This window comes from Klebsiella quasivariicola (assembly GCF_002269255.1).
In the GTDB taxonomy this organism is placed as follows: Bacteria; Pseudomonadota; Gammaproteobacteria; order Enterobacterales; family Enterobacteriaceae; genus Klebsiella; species Klebsiella quasivariicola.
This window is the reverse complement of the sequence record NZ_CP022823.1, coordinates 5,398,264-5,424,771: the sequence shown is the minus strand read 5'-3', so window position 1 is coordinate 5,424,771 and position 26,508 is coordinate 5,398,264. Positions and strand designations below refer to the sequence as shown.

Annotated in this window: 26 protein-coding genes; 12 read left to right on the top strand and 14 right to left on the bottom strand. The window is 57.5% G+C overall.

The features are described 5' to 3' along the window. Positions 1-32 precede the first annotated feature (32 nt). Both sodA and yiiM read left to right on the top strand, forming a co-directional pair. Entirely contained in the window at positions 33-653 is a 621-nt protein-coding gene (gene sodA / locus B8P98_RS27255) for a superoxide dismutase [Mn] (protein ID WP_025710948.1), read from the top strand. Positions 654-725: 72 nt separating this feature from the next. Beyond that, positions 726-1,400: a 6-hydroxyaminopurine reductase gene (yiiM, locus tag B8P98_RS27250; RefSeq protein WP_095033591.1), complete on the top strand. Its 675-nt coding sequence runs from the start codon at positions 726-728 to the stop codon at positions 1,398-1,400. A gap of 63 nt (positions 1,401-1,463) precedes the next feature. Here the strand turns inward: yiiM and cpxA are convergent, their stop codons facing one another. Both cpxA and cpxR read right to left on the bottom strand, forming a co-directional pair. Further along, positions 1,464-2,837: an envelope stress sensor histidine kinase CpxA gene (gene cpxA / locus B8P98_RS27245; RefSeq protein WP_025710950.1), complete on the bottom strand. Its 1,374-nt coding sequence runs from the start codon at positions 2,835-2,837 to the stop codon at positions 1,464-1,466. Further along, positions 2,834-3,532: an envelope stress response regulator transcription factor CpxR gene (gene cpxR / locus B8P98_RS27240; RefSeq protein ID WP_095033590.1), complete on the bottom strand. Its 699-nt coding sequence runs from the start codon at positions 3,530-3,532 to the stop codon at positions 2,834-2,836. Before cpxR ends, cpxA begins: the two co-directional genes overlap by 4 nt. Before the next feature lie 149 nt (positions 3,533-3,681). On the opposite strand from cpxR, the gene cpxP reads away from it, so the two are divergent. The 3 genes from cpxP to pfkA all read left to right on the top strand — a co-directional run bounded on the left by cpxP (position 3,682) and on the right by pfkA (position 6,406). Beyond that, entirely contained in the window at positions 3,682-4,185 is a 504-nt protein-coding gene (gene cpxP, locus B8P98_RS27235) for a cell-envelope stress modulator CpxP (protein ID WP_002882903.1), read from the top strand. A gap of 159 nt (positions 4,186-4,344) precedes the next feature. After that, positions 4,345-5,247 (top strand): CDF family cation-efflux transporter FieF, encoded by a 903-nt coding sequence (gene fieF / locus B8P98_RS27230; protein ID WP_008807873.1) that lies wholly within the window; start codon positions 4,345-4,347, stop codon positions 5,245-5,247. Between the two features lie 196 nt (positions 5,248-5,443). Continuing rightward, positions 5,444-6,406: a 6-phosphofructokinase gene (pfkA, locus tag B8P98_RS27225; protein ID WP_002882911.1), complete on the top strand. Its 963-nt coding sequence runs from the start codon at positions 5,444-5,446 to the stop codon at positions 6,404-6,406. A gap of 61 nt (positions 6,407-6,467) precedes the next feature. Here the strand turns inward: pfkA and rraA are convergent, their stop codons facing one another. The 7 genes from rraA to priA all read right to left on the bottom strand — a co-directional run bounded on the left by rraA (position 6,468) and on the right by priA (position 14,435). After that, the gene (gene rraA, locus B8P98_RS27220) at positions 6,468-6,953 is read right to left on the bottom strand and encodes a ribonuclease E activity regulator RraA (protein ID WP_002882913.1); all 486 of its coding nucleotides are present in this window, start codon (positions 6,951-6,953) and stop codon (positions 6,468-6,470) included. A gap of 92 nt (positions 6,954-7,045) precedes the next feature. Continuing rightward, on the bottom strand, positions 7,046-7,966 hold the full coding sequence (gene menA / locus B8P98_RS27215; protein WP_002882914.1) for a 1,4-dihydroxy-2-naphthoate polyprenyltransferase: 921 nt from the start codon (positions 7,964-7,966) through the stop codon (positions 7,046-7,048). Between the two features lie 69 nt (positions 7,967-8,035). Next, positions 8,036-9,370 carry an HslU--HslV peptidase ATPase subunit gene (hslU, locus tag B8P98_RS27210; protein ID WP_080897835.1) on the bottom strand — a complete coding sequence of 445 codons (1,335 nt, stop codon included), beginning with the start codon at positions 9,368-9,370 and terminating at the stop codon, positions 8,036-8,038. A gap of 9 nt (positions 9,371-9,379) precedes the next feature. Beyond that, positions 9,380-9,910, bottom strand: coding sequence for an ATP-dependent protease subunit HslV (gene hslV / locus B8P98_RS27205; protein ID WP_002882918.1), 531 nt, complete (start codon positions 9,908-9,910; stop codon positions 9,380-9,382). A gap of 91 nt (positions 9,911-10,001) precedes the next feature. Continuing rightward, positions 10,002-10,967: a cell division protein FtsN gene (ftsN, locus tag B8P98_RS27200; RefSeq protein WP_080897834.1), complete on the bottom strand. Its 966-nt coding sequence runs from the start codon at positions 10,965-10,967 to the stop codon at positions 10,002-10,004. A gap of 93 nt (positions 10,968-11,060) precedes the next feature. Next, positions 11,061-12,089 carry a DNA-binding transcriptional regulator CytR gene (cytR, locus tag B8P98_RS27195; RefSeq protein WP_025710953.1) on the bottom strand — a complete coding sequence of 343 codons (1,029 nt, stop codon included), beginning with the start codon at positions 12,087-12,089 and terminating at the stop codon, positions 11,061-11,063. 150 nt (positions 12,090-12,239) lie between these two features. Beyond that, complete coding sequence (priA, locus tag B8P98_RS27190; RefSeq protein ID WP_095033589.1) at positions 12,240-14,435, bottom strand: primosomal protein N'; 2,196 nt, start codon at positions 14,433-14,435, stop codon at positions 12,240-12,242. Positions 14,436-14,687: 252 nt separating this feature from the next. Between priA and rpmE the strand changes: the two genes are divergently transcribed. Further along, positions 14,688-14,900, top strand: a complete 213-nt coding sequence (gene rpmE / locus B8P98_RS27185) for a 50S ribosomal protein L31 (RefSeq protein ID WP_002882922.1) — start codon at positions 14,688-14,690, stop codon at positions 14,898-14,900. Between the two features lie 101 nt (positions 14,901-15,001). On the opposite strand, the gene metJ is transcribed toward rpmE, so the two are convergent. After that, positions 15,002-15,319, bottom strand: coding sequence for a met regulon transcriptional regulator MetJ (gene metJ / locus B8P98_RS27180; RefSeq protein WP_002882924.1), 318 nt, complete (start codon positions 15,317-15,319; stop codon positions 15,002-15,004). Between the two features lie 267 nt (positions 15,320-15,586). Here metJ and metB point away from each other — a divergent pair, with 267 nt between their 5' ends. Both metB and B8P98_RS27170 read left to right on the top strand, forming a co-directional pair. Next, positions 15,587-16,747 carry a cystathionine gamma-synthase gene (gene metB / locus B8P98_RS27175; RefSeq protein WP_087805124.1) on the top strand — a complete coding sequence of 387 codons (1,161 nt, stop codon included), beginning with the start codon at positions 15,587-15,589 and terminating at the stop codon, positions 16,745-16,747. A 2-nt stretch (positions 16,748-16,749) separates the two neighbouring features. Next, positions 16,750-19,182 (top strand): bifunctional aspartate kinase/homoserine dehydrogenase II, encoded by a 2,433-nt coding sequence (locus tag B8P98_RS27170; protein ID WP_087805122.1) that lies wholly within the window; start codon positions 16,750-16,752, stop codon positions 19,180-19,182. A gap of 37 nt (positions 19,183-19,219) precedes the next feature. Here the strand turns inward: B8P98_RS27170 and B8P98_RS27165 are convergent, their stop codons facing one another. Next, positions 19,220-19,591 (bottom strand): carboxymuconolactone decarboxylase family protein, encoded by a 372-nt coding sequence (locus tag B8P98_RS27165; protein ID WP_087805120.1) that lies wholly within the window; start codon positions 19,589-19,591, stop codon positions 19,220-19,222. Positions 19,592-19,682: 91 nt separating this feature from the next. Here B8P98_RS27165 and B8P98_RS27160 point away from each other — a divergent pair, with 91 nt between their 5' ends. From B8P98_RS27160 to B8P98_RS27150, 3 genes are all read left to right on the top strand, one after another. After that, on the top strand, positions 19,683-20,591 hold the full coding sequence (locus tag B8P98_RS27160; RefSeq protein ID WP_025710957.1) for a LysR family transcriptional regulator: 909 nt from the start codon (positions 19,683-19,685) through the stop codon (positions 20,589-20,591). Positions 20,592-20,818: 227 nt separating this feature from the next. Beyond that, entirely contained in the window at positions 20,819-21,706 is an 888-nt protein-coding gene (gene metF / locus B8P98_RS27155) for a methylenetetrahydrofolate reductase (protein ID WP_002882952.1), read from the top strand. 142 nt (positions 21,707-21,848) lie between these two features. Continuing rightward, positions 21,849-22,730 carry a DMT family transporter gene (locus tag B8P98_RS27150; RefSeq protein ID WP_025710959.1) on the top strand — a complete coding sequence of 294 codons (882 nt, stop codon included), beginning with the start codon at positions 21,849-21,851 and terminating at the stop codon, positions 22,728-22,730. Between the two features lie 64 nt (positions 22,731-22,794). On the opposite strand, the gene gldA is transcribed toward B8P98_RS27150, so the two are convergent. The 3 genes from gldA to B8P98_RS27135 form a co-directional block, all read right to left on the bottom strand. After that, positions 22,795-23,898 carry a bifunctional L-1,2-propanediol dehydrogenase/glycerol dehydrogenase gene (gene gldA / locus B8P98_RS27145; RefSeq protein WP_025710960.1) on the bottom strand — a complete coding sequence of 368 codons (1,104 nt, stop codon included), beginning with the start codon at positions 23,896-23,898 and terminating at the stop codon, positions 22,795-22,797. A 54-nt stretch (positions 23,899-23,952) separates the two neighbouring features. After that, on the bottom strand, positions 23,953-24,615 hold the full coding sequence (gene fsa / locus B8P98_RS27140; protein ID WP_025710961.1) for a fructose-6-phosphate aldolase: 663 nt from the start codon (positions 24,613-24,615) through the stop codon (positions 23,953-23,955). A gap of 205 nt (positions 24,616-24,820) precedes the next feature. Further along, positions 24,821-25,684 (bottom strand): AraC family transcriptional regulator, encoded by an 864-nt coding sequence (locus B8P98_RS27135; RefSeq protein ID WP_025710963.1) that lies wholly within the window; start codon positions 25,682-25,684, stop codon positions 24,821-24,823. 147 nt (positions 25,685-25,831) lie between these two features. Here B8P98_RS27135 and zinT point away from each other — a divergent pair, with 147 nt between their 5' ends. After that, complete coding sequence (zinT, locus tag B8P98_RS27130) at positions 25,832-26,482, top strand: metal-binding protein ZinT (protein WP_025710964.1); 651 nt, start codon at positions 25,832-25,834, stop codon at positions 26,480-26,482. Positions 26,483-26,508: the final 26 nt, after the last annotated feature.

The window sequence follows — 26,508 nt, the reverse complement described above, 5'->3', positions numbered from 1 at the left end:
ACTTGAGCCGCTCGACAATAATGGAGATGATTATGAGCTATACCCTGCCATCCCTGCCGTACGCTTACGATGCTCTGGAACCGCACTTCGACAAGCAGACGATGGAGATCCATCACACTAAACACCACCAGACCTATGTGAACAACGCCAACGCCGCGCTGGAAAGCCTGCCGGAGTTCGCTAACCTGTCCGCTGAAGAGCTGATCACCAAACTGGATCAGCTGCCGGCTGACAAAAAAACCGTACTGCGTAACAACGCGGGCGGCCACGCGAACCACAGCCTGTTCTGGAAAGGCCTGAAAACCGGCACTACCCTGCAGGGCGATCTGAAAGCGGCTATCGAGCGCGATTTCGGCTCCGTAGACAACTTCAAAGCGGAATTTGAAAAAGCCGCTGCGACCCGTTTCGGCTCTGGCTGGGCGTGGCTGGTACTGAAAGGTGACAAACTGGCCGTTGTCTCCACGGCTAACCAGGATTCCCCGCTGATGGGCGAAGCCATTTCCGGCGCTTCCGGCTACCCGATCCTGGGTCTGGACGTATGGGAACACGCTTACTACCTGAAATTCCAGAACCGTCGTCCGGACTACATCAAAGCCTTCTGGGACGTGGTGAACTGGGACGAAGCTGCAGCGCGTTTTGCCGCCAAAAAATAAGGTTGCATTGCGCTAAGAGAGAAGCGAGTCTGATGACTCGCTTTTTTTATATCTGTAGCAAGGAGAGCAGCCATGCATTATCCGGTGAATGTCTTTATCGGCAAAATCAGGGATTACGCGGGCAGTCGCCCCAGCGCGATCGGTAAAATCCAGGTTGATGGCGAACTGCTGCTTGGCGAACGCGGTCTCGAAGGGGACGAGCAGGCGGAGAAAAAAATCCACGGCGGTCCGGACCGCGCGCTGTGCCACTATCCGCGCGAACACTATGCCGACTGGATCCGTGACTTCCCCCAGCAGGCCGAGCGGTTCTGTGCGCCGGCGTTCGGCGAAAACCTCTCCACCACCGGGCTTACCGAGCAAAACGTCTATATCGGCGATATCTTTCGCTGGGGCGACGCGCTGATTCAGGTCACCCAGCCGCGATCGCCGTGCTTCAAGCTCAACTTTCATTTTGCGATCAATGATATGGCTCAGCTGATGCAAAACAGCGGAAAAACCGGCTGGCTGTACCGGGTGATTGCCGGAGGGCAAGTTTCCAGCGATGCGCCGCTCAAGCTGGTTTCCCGGCTGAGTGATGTCAGTGTTCATGAGGCCGGGGCGATTGCCTGGCAGATGCCGTTTGATGATGACCAGTATCATCGTTTATTGTCGGCAGCGGGCCTGTCGGTGAGCTGGAGCAGAACCATGCAGAAACGGCGTTTAAGCGGCAAGATCGAGGATAATTCGCGGAGATTATGGGGGAAATAATTCCCCCCTATTGCGTATTTCCGGGGAAGCTCCCGGCTTAGCGCAGCGTAAGCCGGGATAGCATCAGGTTCTTTTATACAACGGCAGCCAGATTGTTAAACGCAGACCACCCAGCGGGCTGTCGTCGGCCTTCACCCAGCCGCGGTGCTGCTGAATAGCGGTTTCGACAATTGCCAGCCCCAGGCCGGTACCGCCGGACTCGCGGTCGCGCGCCTCGTCGGTTCGGTAGAATGGCCGGAAAATCTGTTCGCGATCCTCCGGGCTGACGCCCGGGCCGTCGTCGTCCACGTTAACCGTAATTCCGTCTTTGTCCACCGAGAAGCTGACGGAAATCTTCGTGTGCGAGTAACGCAGGGCGTTGCGGACGATATTCTCCAGCGCGCTTTCCAGCGCATTAGGGTTACCGTACAGCGGCCATGGGCCCGGCGGATACTCAACGGTGAAAGATTTCCCCATCTGCTCGGCTTCAAACGCCGCATTGTCCAGCACTTCCCCCCATAGCTGATTGGCTTTCACCGTCTCGCTGACCAGGGCGTTTTTCGCCTGATTGCGCGACATCACCAGCAGGTCGTTGATCATGCTGTCCAGCCGGTGCGCTTCGGTTTCGATACGCTCCAGCTCTTTGCTCTCACCGCTGCGGCGGCGCAGCAGGGCGGTACCCAGCTGCAGGCGCGTAAGCGGCGTGCGCAGCTCGTGCGAGATATCGGACAGCAGCCGCTGCTGGCTGGTCATCATCCTTTCCAGGGCGGTGACCATCTGGTTAAAGCTGGCGCCAGCGGCTAAAAACTCCTGCGGCCCGGCTTCCAGCTCCGGATGCTGCCGCAGGTTACCCTGGGCAACTTCATCGGCGGCATTTTTCAGCTTACGCGCCGGTTTCGCCAGGCTCCACGCCAGCCACAGCAGCAGCGGGGCGCTGACCAGCATCGTGACGATAAGCAGCAGCAATGGTCGATCAAACAGCAGGTTGATAAAGTCGGATTGTGAGGTGCTGGCGGGACGAATCAGATAGAGCTGATAGTTATCCTCGCCGTCCCTGACGGAAAACGGGCCCACCATTTCCAGGCGGCCATAGCGTTTTTTCTGCGGATGATCGGCATTATCGGCCTGGCCGATAAAGTTACGAATGATCTGCATCTCGTTGCGTTCTGCGCCGATCACGCGGCCTTCGCTGGTCACCAGCAGCAGGCGTTGTCCCGGTGGCGCCCATTTATCGATGGCGCGAAACAGACGGCGCCACCACATCAGGTCGTTTGGCGGATCGGTCGCCAGCTCGGCCTCGACGTGCTGTTCGATCATAATGCCCTGACGCTGCTCGCTTTCCAGCAGCTCGGTCATCTGCCGGGAATCCAGTTTGGGCAACATCAGCACCAGCATCAACACCAGCGCCAGCGTGAGCCAGAAGATGGCGAAGATGCGTGCAGTCAAACTTCCAATCATGAAGCGGAAACCATCAGATACCCGCGACCACGCAGCGTTTTAAACCACGGATGACCATCTTTACGCTCCGGCAGCTTACGCCGCAGATTGGAAATATGCATATCGATAGCGCGGTCGAACGGCGTCAGGCGCTTGCCTAACACTTCCTGACTTAAATGCTCACGGGACACCACCTGGCCGAGATGCTGCGCTAACAGATAGAGCAGGGTGAACTCGGTACCGGTGAGCTCCAGCGTCTGACCGTCGAAATTGGCTTCCTGACGGCCCGGATTGAGACTTAAGGCATCCACTTCCAGCGTTGGCGATCCGGCTTCGGTCGTCTGCTGCTGCTCGCTCCAGTGGGAACGACGCAGAATCGCGCGTATACGGGCCACCAGCTCGCGATCGTTAAATGGTTTAGGCAAATAGTCATCCGCGCCCAGTTCGAGGCCGAGAACGCGATCCAGCTCGCTCCCGCGCGCTGTTAGCATGATAACCGGAGTCTGGTGTGTCTGACGCAGCTCTTTCAGCGCATCGATACCGTTTTTCTTCGGCATCATCACGTCGAGCAGCAATAAATCAACGCTGTCGTCCAGAAGGGCCAGCGCCTGTTCCCCATCATGGGCCACCAGCACGTTAAAACCTTCCATATCGAGCAGCTCTTTTAACAGGGAGGTGAGCTCCCGGTCATCATCAACTAACAGGATTTTATTCATCTTTTAAATACCTCCGAGGCAGAAATTACGTCATCAAGGCCCGCTAATCCATGACTTTACTTTGTTTTACACCCCCTGACGCATGTTTGCAGCCTGAATCGTAGACTGTCTCTCGTTGAATCGCGACACAAACGTTTTGGGAGTATGTGATGCGCAATGTTATCGCTGCCGTCATGGCCTCAACGCTGGCGCTAAGTGCATATAGCCAGGCCGCTGAAGTCGTTACCAGCGTTAACTGGCTCCCCGGAGACGACGGGGGACAGCGCGGTAGCCAAAGCCATATGTTTGACGGCATAAGTTTAACCGAGCAGCAACGTCAGCAGTTACGGGATCTTATGCAACGGGCACGCCACGACAGGCTCCCCGTTAATGTTAGCGAAATGGAGACAATGCATCGCCTTGTCACCGCAGAAAATTTTGATGAAAACGCTGTGCGCGCTCAGGCAGAAAAGATGGCGCAGGAACAGGTTGCCCGCCAGGTCGAAATGGCTAAGGTCCGCAACCAGATGTATCACCTGCTTACGCCAGAGCAGCAAGCGGTTTTAAATGCTAAGCACCAGCAGCGTATGGATCAGTTGCGTGAGGTTGCAAGGATGCAGAAAGGCTCAGCGATGATGCTTTCGAGTAGTAGCAACACCCTGCAACCCCAGTAACAAACCCTGTTTTCCTTGCCATAGACACCATCCCTGTCTTCCCCCACATGATGTGGGGGTTTTTTTTTGCCCTTTTTACGGTAAATCAACTCCTTCGCCTATCCCGTGAGCGTCACAAGTTCGGGTTATACTAAGCGCATTGCAGGAGAAGGAGCCTATATGAATCAATCTTATGGCCGGTTGGTCAGCCGCGCCGCTATCGCGGCGACAGCCATGGCCTCCGCGTTACTTTTGATCAAAATTTTTGCGTGGTGGTATACCGGTTCAGTCAGTATTCTGGCTGCGCTGGTGGATTCGCTGGTGGATATTGCCGCCTCGCTGACCAACCTGCTGGTGGTTCGTTATTCGCTGCAACCTGCTGATGAAGAACATACCTTTGGCCATGGCAAAGCGGAATCGCTGGCGGCGCTGGCGCAAAGCATGTTTATCTCCGGCTCGGCGCTGTTTCTGTTTCTCACCGGCATTCAGCACCTGGTGCGTCCGGAGCCGCTGCAGGCCGCTGGCGTTGGTGTCGTCGTCACGTTGATCGCCCTGTTCAGCACGCTGGCGCTGGTGACCTTCCAGCGCTGGGTGGTGCGAAAAACCCAGAGCCAGGCGGTGCGGGCGGATATGCTTCATTATCAGTCTGATGTTATGATGAACGGCGCCATTCTGGTGGCGCTGGGCCTCTCCTGGTATGGCTGGCATCGCGCCGATGCGTTGTTTGCCTTAGGAATTGGCATCTATATTTTATATAGCGCGCTGCGGATGGGCTATGAGGCGGTTCAGTCACTACTCGACCGCGCCTTGCCTGACGAGGAGCGTCAGGACATTATCACCATCGTGACCGCATGGCCCGGTATCCGCGGGGCGCACGATCTACGAACGCGGCAGTCAGGGCCGACCCGCTTTATTCAGATTCATTTGGAAATGGAAGATAACCTCCCGCTGGTGCAAGCCCACGTGATTGCAGACCAGGTGGAGCAGGCGATTCTGCGCCGTTTCCCGGGTTCTGATGTCATTATCCATCAGGATCCCAGTTCTGTGGTGCCAGCGGCGCAGCAGGGCTTTTTTGAGCGTTAGGTTATAGTCTGTAAACTCGATGTAAAAATGTGGGGCAGATCGGCATTTTTTGTATAAATTACCGCCGTTTGGTCTGACCTGAATCAATTCAGCTTGAGGCGTTTGATATACTATTGTCATTAGCGTCGTGCACTCCTGGTGAGGGAGCGCTTCAGGCAACAGAATTATTTTTTGCTTCCTAAGTTCAGAGGTAGTCATGATTAAGAAAATCGGTGTGTTGACAAGTGGCGGTGATGCGCCGGGCATGAACGCAGCAATTCGTGGCGTGGTGCGCGCGGCATTAACGGAAGGTCTGGAAGTTTTTGGAATCTATGACGGTTACCTCGGATTGTATGAAGACCGTATGGTTCAGCTCGACCGTTACAGCGTTTCCGACATGATCAACCGCGGCGGCACCTTCCTGGGCTCCGCTCGCTTCCCGGAATTCCGCGAAGAACACATTCGCGCTGTGGCTATCGAAAACATGAAGAAGCGCGGCCTGGACGCGCTGGTGGTTATCGGTGGTGACGGGTCCTATATGGGGGCGATGCGCCTGACCGAGATGGGCTTCCCGTGCATCGGTCTGCCAGGCACTATCGACAACGATATCAAAGGCACTGACTACACCATCGGCTTTTTCACCGCCCTGAGCACCGTGGTGGAAGCGATTGACCGTTTGCGCGACACCTCCTCTTCGCACCAGCGTATCTCCGTGGTGGAAGTGATGGGCCGTTACTGTGGCGACCTGACCCTGGCGGCGGCGATTGCCGGCGGCTGTGAGTTCATCATGGTGCCTGAAGTGGAATATACCCGTGACGATCTGGTGGCAGAAATCAAAGCCGGTATCGCGAAAGGGAAAAAACACGCTATCGTGGCCATCACCGAGCACATGTGCGACGTTGACGAGCTGGCAAGCTACATCGAGAAAGAGACTGGCCGTGAAACTCGCGCCACCGTCCTCGGCCACATTCAGCGCGGCGGTTCCCCGGTTCCTTACGACCGCATCCTGGCTTCCCGCATGGGCGCCTATGCGATTGAGCTGCTGCTGCAGGGCCATGGCGGCCGTTGCGTCGGCATCCAGAACGAGAAGCTGGTGCACCACGACATCATCGATGCCATCGAGAACATGAAGCGTCCGTTCAAGAACGACTGGCTGGATTGCGCGAAGAAACTGTACTAAGTTACGCGCCGGATAAACAAAAGGCCTTCTCATGGAGAAGGCCTTTTTTATGGCGGAAGGTTTATTCGATATCCAGCGGGTCTTCCGACAGGATCATCCCGGTGTTATCGGCATACAGATGGTCGCCGGAGAAGAAAGTCACCCCGCCGAAATTGACGCGCACGTCGCTTTCGCCGATGCCTTCGCCAGCCGCGCCGACCGGAATAGCCGCCAGCGCCTGAATACCAATGTCCAGTTCCTCAAGGTCGTCAACCTGGCGCACCGCGCCATAGACCACCAACCCTTCCCATTCATTCTGGACGGCCAGACGCGCCAGGTCAGCGTCAATTAACGCGCGTCGTACTGAGCCGCCGCCGTCGATCAGGAGAATATGACCACGGCCATTCTGCTCGAGCAGATCGTAGAGCAACCCGTTATCCTCGAAACATTTAACCGTAATGATCTGTCCACCAAACGACGACCGTCCTCCAAAGTTAGAGAACAGCGGTTCCACGACGTTGACATCTTCCTGGTAGATGTCACAAAGCTCGGAAGTATCGTATTTCATAGGCTTAACGTTCAGTTGCTGCGAGAGTTTTTAGTATATCCCGCGAATCGCATTGTTGGCAAAATCATCAATTGTTAATTGATATTTGTCAGTTAAGCCATCAGCTTACTGGCAATAATTCCGATAACAAACAGCAGGTTGGTCAGTAAGGCCCCTTTGACCGTCTTTTCGAGCATTGGCCGCATCGCCAGCGGATCGGATTCGCGCAGGACGTAGCGCGCCTGTTTCACCAGCAGCGGCGTGGCGAGAATAAACAGCCAGCCCCAGGCTGAATGCAGCGCCAGCAGGTTAAATAGCGCCAGACACAGCAGGGCGCCGAGCAGCAGGCAGGCATGATAGCGGCGGGCATTGACCGGGCCCAGGCGCACGGCGAGGGTGTTCTTCCCGTTCTGCCGGTCGCTGTCGATATCGCGCAGATTATTGATGTTTAGCACGGCGGTCGCCAGCAGACCGCAGGCTGTCGCCGGCAGAAAAATGGCCGCTTCCACATTATGGGCTTGCAGATACCAGCTGCCGAGGACGCTCAGCCAGCCGAAGAAAACGAGTACTGAGATATCACCCAGACCAATATATCCATACGGACGGGTGCCCACCGTGTAGGTGATGGCGGCCACGATAGACAGGCCTCCCAGGGCGAGGAAGCCGATGAAATCGCCGACGCTCTGCCAGGCGGCGCACAGCAGCGCCAGACCAAACAGGCAGATGAGTACGACGGTGACGATCAGGGCGCGCTTCATCTGCTGGGGGGTAATCACCCCTTTCTGCATCCCGCGCAGCGGCCCGATGCGATCCGGTTTATCGCTCCCCTTAACCGCGTCGCCGTAGTCATTGGCGAGGTTGGAAAGAATTTGCAGCAAGCCGGCGGTGATCAGCGCCAGCAGGGCAACCCAGGGATCAAAATGGCCCTGCTCCCAGGCAAGGACGGTGCCAACAATAATCGCGGCAAATGCCAGCGGTAACGTTTTAGGACGCAGGCTTTCCAGCCACGCCTGTGAACGGCTGATATCAGTCATAGTTATTTTAGCCAATAAAAATGGGGGCGATAGCCCCCATCAACAGTGATGAAAATGCATTGCACCGGATTATAGGATAAAACGGCTCAGATCTTCATCTGCCACCAGAACATCCAGGTGTTTACTCACATATTCGGCATCGATAGTGACGGTCTGGCCGTTCATCTCGCTGGCATCATAGGAGATATCTTCCACCAGACGCTCCAGCACGGTGTGCAGGCGACGCGCACCGATGTTCTCGGTGGTTTCGTTTACCTGCCACGCGGCCTGGGCGATACGCTTGATACCGTCTTCGGTGAATTCGATATTCACCCCTTCGGTCGCCATCAGCGCTTTGTACTGCACGGTGATGGAGGCATTCGGCTCGGTCAGGATGCGCTCGAAGTCATGGGTGGTCAGCGCTTTCAGCTCAACGCGGATCGGCAGACGCCCCTGCAGCTCAGGGATCAGATCGGACGGGCTGGCCACCTGGAACGCGCCGGAGGCGATAAACAGGATGTGGTCGGTTTTCACCATCCCGTGCTTGGTGGAGACGGTGCAGCCTTCCACCAGCGGCAGCAGGTCGCGCTGTACGCCTTCACGAGACACATCCGGGCCGGAAGTGTTGCCGCCGCGCTTACAGATTTTGTCGATTTCATCGATAAAGACGATACCGTGCTGCTCTACCGCGTCAATGGCTTCCTGCTTCAGCTCTTCCGGGTTGACCAGTTTGGCCGCTTCTTCTTCAATCAGCAGCTTCATCGCGTCTTTGATTTTCAGCTTACGCGGTTTCTGCTTCTGGCCGCCGAGGTTCTGGAACATGGACTGCAGCTGGCTGGTCATCTCTTCCATGCCCGGAGGGGACATGATTTCAACGCCCATCGGCGCCGCAGCGAGATCGATTTCAATCTCTTTATCGTCCAGCTGGCCTTCACGCAGTTTCTTGCGGAACGCCTGGCGCGCAGCAGAGGGTTCCTGCGGCTGTTCAGCCTGGCCCCAGTTGTTTTTCGCCGGAGGGATCAGCACGTCAAGCACGCGCTCTTCCGCCAGCTCTTCCGCGCGGTAACGGTTTTTATCGATGGACTGCATGCGCACCATTTTGATCGCTGCGTCGGTCAGATCGCGGATGATCGAGTCCACTTCTTTACCGACATAGCCCACTTCGGTGAACTTGGTCGCTTCAACTTTAATAAACGGCGCGTTGGCCAGTTTTGCCAGACGACGGGCAATCTCGGTTTTACCGACGCCGGTTGGGCCGATCATCAGAATGTTTTTCGGCGTGACTTCATGACGCAGCTCTTCGTTAAGCTGCATCCGGCGCCAGCGGTTACGCAGGGCGATAGCAACAGAACGCTTGGCGGCGTCCTGGCCGATAATGTGTTTGTCCAGTTCGCTGACAATTTCGCGTGGGGTCATTTCAGACATGGGAGATCCTTACGCTTTAGAAGGTAATTCTTCGATGGTGTGGAAATGGTTGGTATAGATGCAGATATCACCTGCAATATCCAACGCTTTCTCGGCGATGTCGCGCGCGCCCATATCGGTATTTTCCAGCAGCGCGCGGGCCGCGGCCTGGGCGTAAGGACCGCCGGAGCCGATAGCAATCAAATCGTTTTCTGGCTGTACCACGTCGCCGTTACCGGTGATGATGAGCGACGCGTTTTCGTCTGCGACGGCCAGCAGCGCTTCCAGCTTGCGCAACATCCGATCGGTTCGCCAGTCTTTGGCCAGCTCAACGGCGGCCTTCACCAGATGGCCCTGGTGCATTTCCAGTTTACGTTCAAACAGTTCGAACAGCGTGAAGGCATCAGCAGTGCCGCCAGCAAAACCGGCAATCACTTTATCGTTGTACAGACGACGCACTTTTTTCACGTTGCCCTTCATCACGGTGTTGCCCAGCGTGGCCTGGCCATCACCGGCAATAACAACATGGCCGTTACGGCGAACACTTACAATTGTAGTCACGAGCAGACCCCTTGGTTGCAAAAGCGGAACAGGGGCCCCGCGCTGTTCGCGGGGCCGAATGCAATTATAGATGGGGGGGATTTTGAGGGTTTCAACCCCTGGCGGCGAGACGAATGCAGTTCGCGTGTCCGGCCATCTTCAGGCGGGTGATCATCTCGTTGGCGCTTTCTTTGCCTTTCAGCGGGCCAATGACCACGCGGTTCCAGCCGTTGTTAGTGGTGATGTGCGAAGCAAACCCTTCAAAAGCCAGCTGAGCGCGGACGCTTTCGGCCTGCTCAGCGCCCTTAAAGGAGCCGCACTGGATCATCCAGCTACGATCGTCTTTCTTCTCGGCGGTCGTTTTCGGCGTTTCTTCCACGCGAGTCACTGGCGCCGCGGCCTGGGTACGCGGCTGCGTGGTATTGGTATGCGCCGGCGTCTGCAGCAGATCCTGATACGGCTGCTGGTTCGACGCGGTCTGCTTCGGCTGTTGCTGCTGAACCGGCTTCGGCTGCTGGACGCGCGGCTGCTGTTGAACGGCCTGCGGCTGAGTTTGCGTCCACTGCTGCTGTTGCGCCTGCTGTTGCTGCTGTGCTAAACGCTGACGCTGCAGCGTCTGCTGGCGCTGCGCCGGCGTTTGTTCGTTCCACGGCACTTCGGTCAACTGGGTTGGCTGCTGGCGCATATCGGCCTGCATCTGGGCGAGCAGCTGGCGCTGCTCGTCGGTCAGCTGTTCCGGTTTCATGACTTCGCCACCGGCGGTCGGTTCGGTTGGCGCGCGAACACCCGGCTGGCGGCTTTCCAGCTCTTTAATATAGCGCCAGCGCTCTTCCGGTTTGGGCGGCAAGCCGTTGCCGGCGGCCTGGCGATTTTGCATCGCTTCCGCTTCTTCTTTCTTATGGTGCGTAATGAAATAGAGGCCACCGATAAAGGCCACCAGCACAGCCGCCGCGATCGCCACCATCGCCGGTGAAATTGCCGGAAGGCTGCTTTGCTTATTCCTTGAGCTTCGGGTCGTGCTCTTTTTGCGCCGCGAAGAAGCCGGTTGGCTGCGGCGTACATAATCTCGTTGTGCCACTATCGTTTCGCTGTCTTATATTCGTTCGTCAGCCCGCCATGTTACTTAAGCGGCGGGCCTTTGACCAGAAGAGCAGGCCCGAAAGCCTGATGGTTATCGTCTGATTTTTTGCGTACTGCCGCGAACAATCAGTTCGCAATCGAGCAGACGCGAGCCGCTGTTCACGTTATGCCCCTGCATTTGCTCCAGTAATAGCAGCATTCCTTCACGGCCGATATCAAACCGTGGCTGTGAAACCGTGGTCAACGGCGGGTCGCAAAATTCAGACAACGCGATGTTATCGAAGCCGACAATTGACAGGTCGTCCGGCACCTTCAGGCCGCGGCGTTTCGCCAGCGATAAGGCGCCCAGCGCCATTACATCGCTATGGCAGAAGACGGCGGTAGGCGGTATCGGCTGCGACAGCAACTGCTCCAGCGCATTGGCGCCGGCTTCGAAGGTAAAGTTGCCGCGAGCGATATAGTGCGGATCGACGGTGATACCGCAGCGGCGCAGCGCCTGCACATAGCCCTGCAGGCGATAATGGCACAGCGGCATATCTTCCGGGCCGGCGATACAGCCGATACGCTGGTGTCCCAGCTCATGGAGATAATTCACCGCGTTAAAGGCTGCCGTCAGGTTATCGATGTGGACGGTGGGTAGCTCCAGCTCCGGCGCGAACTCGTTCGACATGACCATCGGCGGCAAATTGCGCTGCTCTTCCACGCTGGCGTCGAACGGCAGGCGCGAACTGAGCAGCACCATGCCGTCGATCTGCTTGGTGATGATAAGGTCGATAAAGGTTTTTTCTTTCTGATTCTGGTGGGCGCAATCGCCGATTAACACCAGATAGCCGTGCTCGGCGGCAGTGACTTCAATACCGCGGATCACTTCACTAAAGAAGGGATCGCAGATATCCGGGACGATCACGAGGATCGTCCGCGATTCGTTGCGCTTCATATTGCGTCCGAGCGACTGCGGTAAATAGCCGACTTCCAGCGCCGCCTGCTCGACCCGGTTACGGGTGGCTTGCGACACCTTATCAGGGTTCATCAACGCTCGGGACACGGTTGCCGTGGAAACGTTTGCCTTGAGGGCGACGTCTTTCATGGTGGCGGCAACCACTTGTTTTTTGGGCTTCACCTGGTTTCTCCTCGCTGAATGGCGCTGGCATTTCCCTTGGGCGCTAACTGCTGCATCATTTTTATCAGATAGTCGCAGCAGTGAGTTACAGAATTTTCATGAAAAACGTGATGCTTGCTGAATTTTTCGATCCGGCTCGCAAGAGAAGCCTTACCCTTCAATAGGATCGACATCCAGTACCCACTTCACTTTTCTCGCCTCCGGCAGCGTGTTAATCAGCGCCAGCGTACCGCTGACGATATGCTGCAGGCGCACCCGCGAAGGATGCTGCAGCAATATTTGCCACCGCCAGCGTCCACCGCGCTTCGGCGCCAGCGCCGGAACCGGACCGAGCACCCACAGTTTATCGTCGGCCAGCGGGCTGGCCTGCAGCAGATTGCGCAGTTGCTGTAAAAACAGCGGCGCCTGCTGGTTGTTATGGTCTTCCGCACGAATCAGCACATGGCTGGTCCACGGCGGCAGCTGCATCGTCCGCCGCTCTGCCAGCGCCTGTTCGGCAAAGGCGTCGTAGCCTTTATACAGCAGGGTCTGCAGTAGAGGGTGTTCCGGATGGTGGGTTTGAAGAATGACCTCGCCCTGTTTTCCTGCCCGGCCCGCTCGTCCGGAGACCTGGGTATAAAGCTGAGCGAAACGCTCTGCGGAGCGGAAATCAGCGGAAAACAGCGCCCCGTCGACATCCAGTAGGGAGACGAGAGTGACGTCCGGGAAGTGGTGCCCTTTGGCCAGCATTTGGGTGCCAATCAGAATACGCGCCCCGCCGCGATGGACGGCGGCGAGATGCTCCTCCAGCGCTCCTTTGCGGCTGGTGGTATCGCGGTCGATACGCGAGATAGGCACCTCAGGGAACAGCGGCGCCAGGGCCTGCTCCAGCTGCTCGGTGCCGATCCCTACCGGCACCAGATGCGTGGAGCCGCAGGAAGGACACTGGCGCGGGATCGGGCGCTGGCTGTCGCAATGGTGGCAGCGCAGATGGTGCTGCGCCTGGTGCAACGTATAGTAACTGTCGCAGCGCGGGCATTCCGCTATCCAGCCGCAATCGTGGCACAGCAGCGCTGGCGCAAAGCCGCGGCGGTTAAGAAACAGGATCACCTGGTTATCCGCTTGCAGGTGCTGGCGCATACGGCTAATCAGCGCGGGAGACAGGCCCGCCTGCAGCGGTTGCCCTTTGAGATCGAGCACGTGCTGCTGGGCCGGGCGCGCATTGCCCGCGCGTTTGCTTAAGGTTAACTGGCGGTATTTACCCTGGCGGACGTTATGCAGAGTCTCCAGCGCCGGCGTCGCCGAGCCGAGAATTATCGGGATCTGCTCGCTGTGGGCGCGCCATACCGCCAGGTCGCGGGCATGGTAGCGCCAGCCTTCCTGCTGCTTGTAGGAGCTGTCATGCTCTTCGTCGATGACGATGACGCCGAGATCTTTAAATGGGGTAAACAGCGAGGAGCGGGTGCCGATCACAATGGCCGCTTCGCCATTTTTCGCCTTCAGCCAGGCCGAGAGACGTTCGCTGTCATTGAGCCCGGAGTGCAGCACTTCCACCGGCGCGTTAAAGCGCTGGCGAAATCGGGCGATGGTTTGCGGCGTCAGGCCGATCTCCGGCACCATCACCAGCGCCTGGCGCCCCTGCGCCAGCACATTCTCCAGCACGCTCAAATAGACTTCCGTTTTCCCGGAGCCGGTAATACCCGCCAGCAGCCAGGCGGAGAAACGATCGGCGGCGCTGTGGATCGCCCCGACGGCGGTGGCCTGCTCGGTATTCAGGCGCAGGCGTTCGCCGGCAACCGAATACGCGCTGCGCCAGTCGGTGAGGGCGGGCGCTTCGCAGGCCAGCTCCGCCAGCCCTTTGCCGCGCAGCGCCTGCAGCGCCGCTTCATTGAATTCCAGTTCGCCAACCTGATGACGCCAGATTTTACCCTGGCGCAGCGCCGCCAGCGCCTGCTGCTGCTTCCGGGAGCGTTTCAGGCCGTTAAGGTCGACAACCTGCCCCTGCTCGGTGGCGAACCAGTACCACAGCGGCGTGGCGCTGGCGGGTTTGCCCTGGCGCAGCATAACGGGTAATGCATGGAACAGCACATCGCCGATCGGGTGATGGTAATACTCAGCCGCCCACATCAGCAGTCGCCAGACAGTCGTGGAGAAGACCGGCTCGTCGTCCAGCGCTTCGGCGACCGGTTTTAGCTCATCCAGCGGCAGTTCGCTGCGCTCGCTCACCGCCGCGACAATGCCGATCCGCTCCTGTTTGCCGAACGGCACCCGCACCCGACAGCCCGCTTTGACCGCCATGCCTTCAGGCAGCAGGTAGTCAAAAGTGCGCGGTAGCGGAACGGGTAGGGCAACGTGGGCGACGGACATGTCATCTTCCTGACTTGAAATCTGGCGGGATAGTATACACATTACGATAAGGCGGCGCGGATCAGTTTGCATATGCTGGTCAAATTCTGTATGATTCGCCGCCTTTGATGCGCTTTATATCGCATTGAAGATTGACCATTACCGCGTGCTTCACGCTGTCAGCAGCGTAGAAGGCGACGGGAAATTACTAATATCGCGTGGTGTCTGGCGTTAGGGCTGGAAGAGCGACGCGGCCTTAACTGAGGTTCTCCCATGAAAAAAGGTATTCACCCAAATTACGACGAAATTACTGCTACCTGTTCTTGCGGTAATGTCATGAAAATCCGCTCCACCGTTGGTCACGACCTGAACCTCGACGTGTGCGGCAAATGCCACCCGTTCTTCACCGGCAAACAGCGTGATGTTGCTACCGGTGGCCGTGTTGACCGCTTCAACAAGCGCTTCAGCATCCCGGGCAGCAAGTAAGTTGCCAGAAAAAGCCGCCTCAGGGCGGCTTTTTTGTCTCTCTCGCCTGCCTGGGCGGGAAAGAAAAAGGGCGGAAGATTGCTTCCGCCCTTTTTATCGTCTCAGTATTCCCACGTATCCGGGTCGATCCCCAGTTCACGCATAATCGCTTTTGCCGCTTCCGGGATCTCATCGCTGCGCTCTTTACGCAGGTCTTCATCGTTAGGCAACGGTTGTCCGGTAAAGGCATGCAGGAATGCTTCGCACAGCAGTTCGCTGTTGGTTGCATGACGCAGGTTATTCACCTGACGACGCGTGCGTTCATCGGTGAGGATTTTTAACACCTTCAGAGGAATGGAAACCGTAATTTTCTTTACTTGTTCACTCTTCTTACCGTGCTCAGCGTATGGGCTGATATATTCGCCGCTCCATTCAGCCATGAGATACCTTAATCCTCTGTTTATTAGTGAAGGGCCAGAATATTCCGCCCGGGCTATAATTGCGCGTAGTTTACCGTATGCGCGGGCTTTCTGACATGAGATAAGCCGCCGTCGGCGTGCGCTAATGCATATAATTTTAACGGCTATTTGCACTTTGCTCAATCTATACGCAAAGAAGTTTAGATGTCCAGATGTATTGACGTCTATTGTGACAATGATTACTCTGGAGCCTGACTTTTCACCGACTCAGCCCAGGAACTTCCCAACATGACGCGTAAACAGGCCACCATCGCAGTGCGTAGCGGTTTAAATGACGACGAGCAGTACGGTTGCGTTGTCCCGCCGATCCACCTTTCCAGCACCTATAATTTCACCGGCTTTAACGAACCTCGCGCCCACGATTATTCCCGTCGCGGCAACCCGACGCGCGATGTGGTGCAGCGCGCCTTAGCGGAGCTGGAGGGCGGCGCCGGCGCGGTGCTGACCAATACCGGAATGTCGGCGATCCTGCTGGTGACGACGGTGTTCCTTAAACCGGGCGATCTGCTGGTGGCGCCGCACGACTGCTACGGCGGCAGCTACCGTCTGTTCGACAGCCTGGCGAAGCGCGGCTGCTATCGCGTTCAGTTCGTCGATCAAAACGATGAGCAGGCGCTGCGGGCAGCGCTGGCGGAAAAACCGAAGCTGGTGCTGGTGGAAAGCCCAAGTAATCCATTGCTGCGGGTGGTGGATATTGCGAAAATCTGCGGCCTGGCGCGCGAGGCCGGGGCGATCAGCGTGGTCGATAACACCTTCCTGAGCCCGGCGCTGCAAAACCCGCTGGCGCTGGGTGCCGATCTGGTGTTGCATTCCTGTACTAAATACCTGAATGGCCACTCCGATGTGGTGGCCGGGGTGGTGATTGCCAAAGATCCGGCGACTGTCACCGAACTGGCATGGTGGGCGAATAATATTGGCGTCACCGGCAGCGCCTTCGATAGCTACCTGCTGCTGCGCGGTTTGCGGACGCTGTCTCCGCGTATGGAAGTGGCGCAGCGTAATGCCCTGGCGATCGTTGAGTATCTGAAAACCCAGCCGCTGGTGAAAAAGCTGTATCATCCGTCGCTGCCGGAAAACCAGGGGCATGAAATTGCGGCGCGTCAGCAAAAAGGTTTTGGCGCAATGTTAAGCTTCGAGCTGGACGGTGACGAGCAGACGCTGCGCCGTTTCCTGAGCGGGCTGTCGCTGTTTACACTGGCGGAATCGCTGGGGGGCGTTGAAAGCCTGATTTCCCATGCGGCAACCATGACGCATGCCGGCATGGCGCCTGAAGCGCGTGCCGCCGCCGGAATTTCAGAAACGCTCCTGCGTATTTCAACCGGTATTGAAGATGGTGAAGATTTAATTGCCGACCTGGAAAATGGCTTCCGGGCAGCAAACGAGGAATAAAGATGAGTGTGATTGCGCAGGCAGGGGCGAAGGGTCGTCAGCTGCACAAATTTGGTGGGAGTAGTTTAGCGGATGCGAAATGTTACCTGCGCGTCGCGGGGATCATGACAGAGTATTCGCAGGCGGGGGACATGATGGTCGTCTCTGCCGCTGGCAGCACCACCAACCAGCTGATCAGCTGGCTTAAACTTAGCCAGAGCGATCGCCTCGCTGCGCATCAGGTCCAGCAGTCGCTTCGCCGCTATCACACCGAGCTGATTGGCGGTTTACTGGAGCCAGCGGCGGCGGATACGTTGATCGCCGCTTTTATCCACGACCTTGAGCGTCTGGCAGGCCTGCTGGACGGCGGGGTTACCGAAGCCGTTTATGCGGAAGTGGTCGGCCATGGGGAAGTTTGGTCCGCACGCCTGATGGCGGCGGTCCTCAACCAGCTGGGTATGGAAGCCGCCTGGCTTGACGCCCGCGCTTTCCTGCGCGCGGAACGCGCCGCGCAGCCGCAGGTGGATGAGGGATTATCTTATCCACTGCTGCAGCAGCTGATGGCGCAGCATCCTAATAAACGTCTGGTGGTGACCGGCTTTATCTCCCGCAACCAGGCCGGAGAAACCGTCCTGCTGGGCCGTAACGGGTCTGACTACTCCGCCACGCAGATCGGTGCGCTGGCGGGCGCCTCTCGCGTCACCATCTGGAGCGACGTCGCCGGGGTGTACAGCGCGGATCCACGTAAGGTCAAAGACGCCTGTCTGCTGCCGCTGCTGCGTCTGGATGAAGCCAGCGAGCTGGCGCGCCTGGCCGCGCCGGTGCTCCATGCCCGCACGCTGCAGCCGGTCTCCGCCAGCGATATCGATCTGCAGTTACGCTGCAGCTATACGCCGGAACAGGGCTCCACGCGCATTGAGCGCGTGCTGGCCTCCGGTACCGGTGCGCGGATTGTCACCAGCCATGATGACGTCTGTCTGGTGGAATTCCAGGTGCCGGCCGGTCACGATTTCAAACTGGCGCATAAAGAGCTGGACGCTCTGCTCAAACGCGCCCAGCTGCGCCCGTTAGCCGTTGGCGTCCATGCCGACCGTAAGCTGCTGCAGTTCTGCTACACCTCCGAGGTGGCTGACAGCGCGCTGAAGCTGCTCGATGAAGCCGGTCTGCCGGGCGAGCTGCGTCTGCGTCAGAAGCTGGCACTGGTGGCGATGGTGGGCGCGGGTGTCACCCGTAACCCACTGCACTGCCACCGTTTCTGGCAGCAGCTTAAAGGGCAGCCGGTGGAGTTTACCTGGCAGTCTGAAGAGGGGATCAGCCTGGTGGCGGTGCTGCGCGCCGGGCCGACGGAAAGCTTGATCCAGGGGCTGCACCAGTCCTTGTTTCGCGCCGAAAAGCGTATCGGTCTGATGCTGTTCGGCAAAGGGAACATCGGTTCCCGCTGGCTGGAGCTGTTCGCCCGTGAACAAACCACGCTGTCAGCGCGCACCGGCTTTGAGTTTATTCTCGCCGGCGTAGTCGACAGTAAACGCAGCCTGCTGAACTACGACGGGCTGGATGCCAGCCGGGCGCTGGCTTTCTTCAACGATGAAGCGGTAGAGCAGGATGAAGAGTCGCTGTTCCTGTGGATGCGCGCGCACCCGTATGATGATTTAGTCGTGCTGGACGTCACCGCCAGCGAACAGCTGGCCGACCAGTATCTTGATTTCGCCAGCCATGGCTTCCACGTCATTAGCGCCAACAAGCTGGCGGGCGCCAGCAGCAGCGATAAATATCGCCAGATCCACGACGCGTTTGAGAAGACGGGTCGCCACTGGTTGTATAACGCTACCGTGGGCGCCGGGTTGCCGGTGAACCATACGGTGCGCGATCTGATCGATAGCGGCGATACCATCCTCGGCCTGAGCGGTATCTTCTCGGGAACGCTCTCCTGGCTGTTCCTGCAGTTTGATGGCACCGTGCCGTTCACCGACCTGGTGGATCAGGCGTGGCAGCAGGGGCTGACCGAGCCGGATCCGCGCGTCGATCTGTCTGGTAAAGATGTGATGCGCAAGCTGGTGATCCTCGCGCGGGAAGCGGGCTATGACATCGAACCGGATCAGGTACGTGTGGAATCGCTGGTCCCTGCCCACTGCGAAGAGGGTTCAGTTGATCACTTCTTTGAGAATGGCGAAGAGCTGAACGAGCAAATGCTGCAGCGTCTGGAGGCGGCTCGTGAAATGGGGCTGGTGCTCCGCTACGTGGCGCGCTTTGATGCCAACGGCAAAGCACGCGTCGGTGTGGAAGCGGTACGCGAAGAGCACCCGCTGGCGGCGCTGCTGCCGTGCGATAACGTGTTTGCCATCGAAAGCCGCTGGTATCGCGATAACCCGCTGGTGATCCGCGGGCCCGGCGCCGGGCGCGATGTGACTGCCGGGGCTATCCAGTCGGATATCAACCGTCTGGCGCAACTGCTGTAGTCGCGAGAAAAAGGCCAGGCAAAGCCTGGTCTTTTTGTTAATGCGCCGCAAAAACCGCTTTGGCGGCAAACAGACCGTTTAGCGCCGCCGGAAATCCGGCATAGACTGCCATCTGCATGATCGCTTCCGTAATCTCCTCCTGCGTCAGGCCGACATTTAATCCCGCGGCAATGTGTACTTTCAGCTGCGGCGCGGCGTTACCCAACGCGGTGAGCGCGGCGATGGTGGCGATTTCCCGGCTGCGTAAATCGAGCCCTGGCCTAGCGTAAATGTCGCCGAAGGGGAACTCGATCAGATAGCGGGCGAAATCGGGGGCGATATCCCGCAGGCTGTCGACGACGGCCTCCCCGCCACTGCCATCCACCCGCTGAAGCATTTCCTGACCGATGATATAACGTTCGCTGGACATCGTTTTTTCCTCTCTGTGATGGTGCGTTAAGAGGAAGGGTAGGGAAGTTTACCGGACTTGAGTAATACCCTTTTCGTGATACCTTTTCAGTATGACAACGTCGCGATTACATTCCCTGGATCTTCGCCTGCTGCGCGCTTTTGCCGTGGTGGCGGAGGAAAATAACATCAGCCGGGCGGCGCAGCGGTTATTTATCTCGCAGCCGCCGCTGACCCGCCATATTCGCCATCTGGAAACGCAGCTGGGGGTGACGTTGTTCCTGCGCCATAGCAAAGGCCTGATCCTGACCGATGCGGGAAGAGAGGTGCTGGAGATCATTCAGCCTATGCTGGCGCTCCAGGCGCGCACCCTGGCGGCATTGAGTGAGCTTGCCACCCGCTCGCCTCAGCCTCTGCATCTGGGCGTGACCACTGCCTTTGAACAAGGTATTTTCGCCGCCGTTGAGTCTGCTTTGAGTGAACATACCCGCGTGTTGTCTGTTACTCGCCACGCTTCACCGGTGTTGGCTCAACAGGTGCGCAAAGGCAAACTTGATGCGGCGCTGGTCGCGCTGCCGCTGAATACCGAAGGGCTGCTTCTGCATCCCTTGCCGTATCAGGAACCGCTGATTTCGGCATTACCGGCCTCATGGCCGGAAGCCGCCAGGCCAGGGCTGACGTTAAGCGCGCTCAATCATCGGCCGCTGTTCTGGTTTAAACGCGAGCGTAACCCTGATTTCTTTGACTACACGCGCCGCATTTTCGACCGGGCTGGCTATGCCCCGACTTATGTGGAAGAGCCGGCCGAGCATGATGTGCTGCTGGCGCGTATTGCGCGTGGGGAAGGGATGATCCTGCTGCCGGCCTCCTTTTCCGCGATTCAGCGTCAGGGGGTGGCGTTCTGCCCGGTGGCTGAGGGCGATACGATGCCGTTAAGCCTTGGCGTGGTCTATGCGCCTCACCAGGCGGAATCTGTGCAGCAATGGCTCCCTCTGCTTGATAAGCACCTGACGACTCGCTAGTTTCAGGCTGAACATCGTACTACCCCATATTGACTACAGAGCGAGCTCTTTCGGCTGGCAAAACGCCGGAAGATGAATTTTTTTCATTTTGGAGGCCTATTCCTCACTCTTTACGCAGATTTTTCTATTGACGCCCGCGCGCTTTTCCGTCATTTTTACATCTGGACGTCTAAACGTATAGAAGTTCGCAATATAACAGCCATTACAAGCGATTGATGAGGTAAGGTATGAGCTTTTTTCACGCCAATCAGCGGGAAGCCCTGAATCAGAGCCTGGCGGAAGTCCAGGGCCAGATTAATGTGTCCTTTGAGTTCTTTCCGCCGCGGACCAGTGAAATGGAGCAAACCCTGTGGAAATCCATCGATCGCCTGAGCAGTCTGAAACCAAAGTTTGTTTCGGTGACCTATGGCGCGAACTCCGGCGAGCGCGATCGCACGCACAGCATCATTAAGGGCATCAAAGAGCGAACCGGTCTGGAAGCAGCACCGCACCTGACCTGTATTGATGCCAGCCGTGATGAGCTGCGCACTATCGCCCAGGATTACTGGAATAACGGTATCCGCCATATCGTCGCCCTGCGCGGTGACCTGCCGCCGGGGAGCGGTAAACCGGATATGTACGCCGCCGATCTGGTGACGCTGCTGAAAGAGGTGGGCGATTTTGATATCTCTGTCGCCGCGTATCCTGAAGTGCATCCGGAAGCGAAAAGCGCACAGGCGGATTTGCTGAACCTGAAGCGTAAAGTCGAGGCGGGCGCCAACCGCGCGATCACTCAGTTCTTCTTCGATGTGGAAAGCTACCTGCGTTTTCGCGATCGCTGCGTTTCGGCGGGCATCGACGTGGAAATCATTCCGGGTATCCTGCCGGTCTCCAACTTTAAACAGGCGAAAAAGTTTGCGGATATGACCAACGTCCGTATCCCGGTGTGGATGTCGAAAATGTTTGAAGGGCTGGATAATGACGCCGAAACCCGTCAGCTGGTGGGGGCCAACATCGCCATGGATATGGTGAAGATCTTAAGCCGGGAAGGGGTCAAAGATTTCCACTTCTACACCCTGAACCGCGCTGAGATGAGCTACGCCATCTGCCATACACTGGGCGTACGCCCGGCCTGAGTTTTCATTACCGTCTAGTGCGATGGCGAAGCTGATTTCGCCATCGCTTTTTTTTGCCCAAAACGCTGATACAGGTCAGGGGAGAGCAGAAGATAAAGCGCGTATAGTGCCAGCCTGATAATTGACAGGGACGGGTTATGCAATGACAAGGAAGCGCGATCCGCTGGCGTTTGGTGGGCTGGCGTTATTAACGCTGATCTGGAGCTTTAGCTGGATCGCGATGAAGCAAGTGACGAGCTATATCGGCGCCTTTGACTTCACGGCGCTGCGCTGTATTTTTGGCGCCGTGGTGCTGTGGATAGTGATGTTGATCCGCGGTAAAGCGCTCAAGCCGACGCCTTTCGGCTATACCCTGGCGATCGCGTTATTGCAAACCTGTGGCATGGTTGGTCTGGCGCAGTGGGCGCTAATGAGCGGTGGCGCCGGTAAAGTGGCGATCCTGAGTTACACCATGCCATTCTGGGTGGTGGTGATGGCCGCGTTATTCTTAGGTGAGCGTATGCGGCGATGGCAATATATCGCCATCGGGGTGGCATGCGTGGGTCTGATACTCGTCCTGCAACCGTGGCAACTCGACTTTACTTCTCTGAAAAGCGCCTTGCTGGCAATCCTCTCCGGCGTGAGCTGGGGGGCAGGTGCGATCGTTGCGAAGCGCATGTATACCCGATATCCGCAGGTTGATTTGCTGGCGCTAACGACCTGGCAGATGCTGTATGCCGCCGTGGTAATGAGCGTAGTGGCCTGGCTCGTCCCGCAACGGGCGGTAGACTGGCAGCCCGGCGTTTTCTGGGCCCTGGCTTACAGCGCGATCCTGGCAACGGCGCTGGCCTGGAGTTTGTGGCTTTTTGTATTGCGTAATTTACCGGCGAGTATCGCTGGCCTGAGTACGCTGGCCGTACCGGTCTGTGGCGTGCTGTTTTCCTGGTGGCTGCTAGATGAAAATCCGGGGAAGGTGGAGGGCTGTGGCATTGCGTTGATAGTACTGGCGTTGGCGATGATCAGTATCAAGAGACGAGGGGCATAGCCTGTTCCGGCCCGCAGAGAAACATAAAAAAACACCCGGCTGACGCCGGGTGTTTTGCTCTGGTTTATTCCCATTCCTGCAGGAAGCGCTGGCCATACTGGTCGGCCACCAGCAGCGCGGCGTAGACCTGGTCGGAATCAACGCCGCCCGGCATATTGTGAATGGTTTCGCCTTCAGCGCAGGCGGCTTCCGCCACCAGGCGCATTTTGGTCGGGATATCACCTTTGATATCCAGCTGCGCCAGGGTGATCGGCAGCCCAACGCTGTGGCACAGCGCGGCGACGGTCTCGATCTCCTCCACCGGCGCGTTTTCCAGCACCAGCTGCGTCAGGGTACCGAACGCCACTTTTTCACCGTGATAGTAATGGTGGGCGTCAGGGATGGCTGTCATACCGTTATGGATGGCATGGGCCGCCGCCAGACCACCGCTTTCGAAACCAACGCCGCTCAGGTAGGTGTTGGCTTCCACTACCCGCTCCAGCGCCGGGGTAACCACGTGCTGTTCGGCGGCCAGCATCGCTTTTTCACCCTCTTCGACTAAGGTGTTGTAGCACAGTTCGGCCAGCGCCAGCGCTGCCTGGGTGCATTTCCCGCCCGCCATGGTGGTGGCGCCGCTACGGGAGCAGGCGCGGGCTTCGAACCAGGTGGCCAACGCATCGCCAATACCAGCGGCCAGCAGGCGGGCCGGCGCGCCGGCAACGATCTGCGTATCGACAATGACCATGTTAGGGTTATGCGGCAGCATCAGATAGCTGTCGAATTCACCTTCGTCGGTATAAATCACCGAGAGCGCGCTACACGGCGCATCGGTGGAGGCGATAGTCGGAGCGATCGCCACCGGCACATTCATAAAGTGGGCCAGCGCTTTCGCGGTATCCAGCGTTTTACCACCGCCGATCCCCAGCACGGCGGTACACTTCGCACTGCCGGCGATATCGCGCAGTCGATTGATTTCATTATGCGAACACTCACCGCCAAACGGCGCGATTTCCGCTGCCAGGCCAGCGTCAGCCAGGCTTTTGCGCAGCATCTCTTCCGCAAATCCCAGTACGAATTTATCGCCCACCACCAGCCAGCGTTCGGCCAGCGGTTTCAGGTAGTCGCCGAGGCGCTTGATGGCGCCTGCGCCCTGGATATATTTGCCTGGTGATTGAATAATGCGATCCATTTCGATTCCTCCTCGATGACCGTGGTGCCACCCGCAGGCGGCACGCGGGTCCGGTTACAGGTTCAGCGTGCCAAAGGCGTTATTCCAGTCCTGCTCAAACTTCTCTATCGCTGACTCTACCGCAGGGGTGCCGAGCATTTGTTGCGCTACATCTAGTGGAAGGGTGATTGCTTCGCAGCCAGCCAGCAGGCAGTCCAGCGCTTGACGGGGCGTCTTGAAGCTTGCCGCCAGCACTTTGCTTTCCGGCGCGTGCATTTCCAGCAGGGATTGCAGCTCCTGCACCATGCGGATGCCGTCCCCGCCCTGGGCGTCGACGCGGTTAACGTAAGGCGCGACGTATTTTGCCCCGGCCAGTGCGGCCAGCAGGCCTTGCGAGGCGCTATAGACGGCGGTGCCAAGCGTCGGGATGCCTTCTTTCTTCAGCAGTTTGATGGCGGCGAGGCCTTCGGCGGTGACCGGGATTTTGACCACGATGCCTGGTACGGCATTGCTCAGGCGTTTGGCTTCCTCCACCATGCCCTGTGCGTCGCGGCTCATGGTTTGTGCAAAGAGGATCCCTTCGGGTCCGACGGCTTTTTGCAGGCGAGGGAGCACGTCCCAGACCGGGGTTTTACCGGCGGCGATAATGCTCGGGTTGGTGGTGACCCCGGCCAGGGGGTAGATGCGGGCCAGGCGTTCCACTTCAGCGACGTTGGCGGTATCCAGATAGAGTTCCATAATGTTTTCCTCAATACTTAATTCGGTTCTGTCGTTGAGGTAAGCATACGGCTTTCGTTCGAAGGATCGCCAGATGACAAATTTGCCAAAAACTGGATAAATGTACGCATCACGAGTAAGGATGATTTAGATCACATTTATCCGGGATGGTGGGGTTGTACAGCAATAAAAACGCGCACAAAAGTCAGGTTTAACACACAAAAATCTAGTTTTTGGCCGGGGATAATTTTTCCGTCAACTGGCTGTGATATTGACGGCGATACTCAGATGGTGAGCGCTCTGTGGTTTTGCGAAACAGCCGGCAGAAGTAGTTACTGTCGGCGAAGCCGCAGGCGTGGGCGATATCTTTCACTTTCATATCGTGGCCCTTGAGTAACATACGGGCCTGTTCGAGACGAATATGGTTCAGATATTCATTGAAGCCCATTGGTCCACATTTCTGGAACAGATGGGAAAGATAGTTGGGAGAGAGATAGAACGCCTGGGCCACCGATTCCCGGCTCAGCGGCTCTGCGTAATGGACGTCGATGTACTGGCGGACCGCCTCGAACAGCGCCTGACTACGTGAGGAGGTTTGCGCCTGGCTACCGAGAAGATCATGGCAGTGGCTAAGCAGGCTGACGACGATGCTGCGGGCGGTTCGCTGTTCATGAGGCTGCATCCGGAGCTCATTGAGCGCCTGCAGCAGAAATGACCCGACGCGCGGCCCGCGGCGCAGCGCCTGCCGCTTGTCGACAACGGTTATCGCCTTGCCATTCCAGTGCTGCAGCGAGCACTCCAGCTGCTGCTTATCGAACAGGATGCTTAACAGCAGGCAGGGCGCTTGCCACTGCGGGCAGTTCCAGCTATCTCCGGGGATATAGAGCACGTCCCTGGCCCCGAGGGGCAGGGCGTTATCGCCGAGCGCCTGGTCGCGTAACTGCCCATTGAGGATGATGTTCAGACGGGGAAAATCAACCTGCACTACCGGTTCAGCAGGCGAGCGCACCTCGCCGGCAAAATGAACCCGGCCGATACTATTGTGCTTTTTTAGCAATGAATCAATAAGCTGATTGATATCGTTGTCCATCATTCTTCCGTTCAAAGCATCACCTCTTTCATCATACCGGACATTATTCCAGCGGTAAAAGCGCTTGCCTGTCGCTCTTGATTCTCATTTGAGATATGTTATATCGTAACAATTTGCCGCTATTGATATCACACTCAGGAGAGAGTAATGACCAGAAAGATCCCCCTGCTGGCCTTCGGATTCGGCATGGCGTTAGCCAGCGCTCAGGCGTTCGCCCACGGCAACCATAGCCATGGGCCGGCGCTAACCGAAGTGGAGCGTCAGGCCAGCGAAGGCATTTTTGCGGATAAAAATGTGCAGGACCGCTCGCTGAGCGACTGGGAGGGCGTCTGGCAGTCGGTGAATCCGTATCTGCTCAATGGCGACCTCGATCCGGTACTCGAGCAGAAGGCGAAAAAGCCCGGCGGCAAGAGTGTGGAGGAGTATCGCGCTTATTATAAAAAGGGCTACGCCACTGATGTAGAGCAGATTGGCATTGAAAATGATGTCATTGAGTTCCACGTTGGCGAGACCGTCAATAGCTGCAAATACCGCTATTCAGGCTACAAAATTCTGCATTACACCTCCGGCAAGAAGGGCGTGCGTTACTTGTTTGAGTGCCAGCAGGGCGATGCCAACGCGCCGAAGTTTGTCCAGTTCAGCGACCATATCATTGGCCCGCGTAAATCGCAGCATTTCCATATTTTCATGGGCAATGAATCACAGGAGGCGTTGCTGAAAGAGATGGATAACTGGCCGACCTATTATCCTTATGCGCTGCATAAAGAGCAGATCGTTGATGAAATGCTGCACCACTAGAACGAGTGAAAAATCCCCCGGCCGGA

Coding starts and splice junctions, on each gene's coding strand:
- sodA (WP_025710948.1), top strand. CDS start 33: ATGAGCTATACCCTGCCATCCCTGCCGTACGCTTACGATGCTCTGGAA.
- fsa (WP_025710961.1), bottom strand. CDS start 24,615: ATGGAACTCTATCTGGATACCGCCAACGTCGCTGAAGTGGAACGCCTG.
- yiiM (WP_095033591.1), top strand. CDS start 726: ATGCATTATCCGGTGAATGTCTTTATCGGCAAAATCAGGGATTACGCG.
- cpxA (WP_025710950.1), bottom strand. CDS start 2,837: ATGATTGGAAGTTTGACTGCACGCATCTTCGCCATCTTCTGGCTCACG.
- B8P98_RS27150 (WP_025710959.1), top strand. CDS start 21,849: ATGACAAGGAAGCGCGATCCGCTGGCGTTTGGTGGGCTGGCGTTATTA.
- cpxR (WP_095033590.1), bottom strand. CDS start 3,532: ATGAATAAAATCCTGTTAGTTGATGATGACCGGGAGCTCACCTCCCTG.
- metJ (WP_002882924.1), bottom strand. CDS start 15,319: ATGGCTGAATGGAGCGGCGAATATATCAGCCCATACGCTGAGCACGGT.
- B8P98_RS27170 (WP_087805122.1), top strand. CDS start 16,750: ATGAGTGTGATTGCGCAGGCAGGGGCGAAGGGTCGTCAGCTGCACAAA.
- zinT (WP_025710964.1), top strand. CDS start 25,832: ATGACCAGAAAGATCCCCCTGCTGGCCTTCGGATTCGGCATGGCGTTA.
- B8P98_RS27135 (WP_025710963.1), bottom strand. CDS start 25,684: ATGGACAACGATATCAATCAGCTTATTGATTCATTGCTAAAAAAGCAC.
- metF (WP_002882952.1), top strand. CDS start 20,819: ATGAGCTTTTTTCACGCCAATCAGCGGGAAGCCCTGAATCAGAGCCTG.
- metB (WP_087805124.1), top strand. CDS start 15,587: ATGACGCGTAAACAGGCCACCATCGCAGTGCGTAGCGGTTTAAATGAC.
- rpmE (WP_002882922.1), top strand. CDS start 14,688: ATGAAAAAAGGTATTCACCCAAATTACGACGAAATTACTGCTACCTGT.
- fieF (WP_008807873.1), top strand. CDS start 4,345: ATGAATCAATCTTATGGCCGGTTGGTCAGCCGCGCCGCTATCGCGGCG.
- rraA (WP_002882913.1), bottom strand. CDS start 6,953: ATGAAATACGATACTTCCGAGCTTTGTGACATCTACCAGGAAGATGTC.
- gldA (WP_025710960.1), bottom strand. CDS start 23,898: ATGGATCGCATTATTCAATCACCAGGCAAATATATCCAGGGCGCAGGC.
- pfkA (WP_002882911.1), top strand. CDS start 5,444: ATGATTAAGAAAATCGGTGTGTTGACAAGTGGCGGTGATGCGCCGGGC.
- B8P98_RS27160 (WP_025710957.1), top strand. CDS start 19,683: ATGACAACGTCGCGATTACATTCCCTGGATCTTCGCCTGCTGCGCGCT.
- menA (WP_002882914.1), bottom strand. CDS start 7,966: ATGACTGATATCAGCCGTTCACAGGCGTGGCTGGAAAGCCTGCGTCCT.
- hslU (WP_080897835.1), bottom strand. CDS start 9,370: ATGTCTGAAATGACCCCACGCGAAATTGTCAGCGAACTGGACAAACAC.
- B8P98_RS27165 (WP_087805120.1), bottom strand. CDS start 19,591: ATGTCCAGCGAACGTTATATCATCGGTCAGGAAATGCTTCAGCGGGTG.
- cpxP (WP_002882903.1), top strand. CDS start 3,682: ATGCGCAATGTTATCGCTGCCGTCATGGCCTCAACGCTGGCGCTAAGT.
- priA (WP_095033589.1), bottom strand. CDS start 14,435: ATGTCCGTCGCCCACGTTGCCCTACCCGTTCCGCTACCGCGCACTTTT.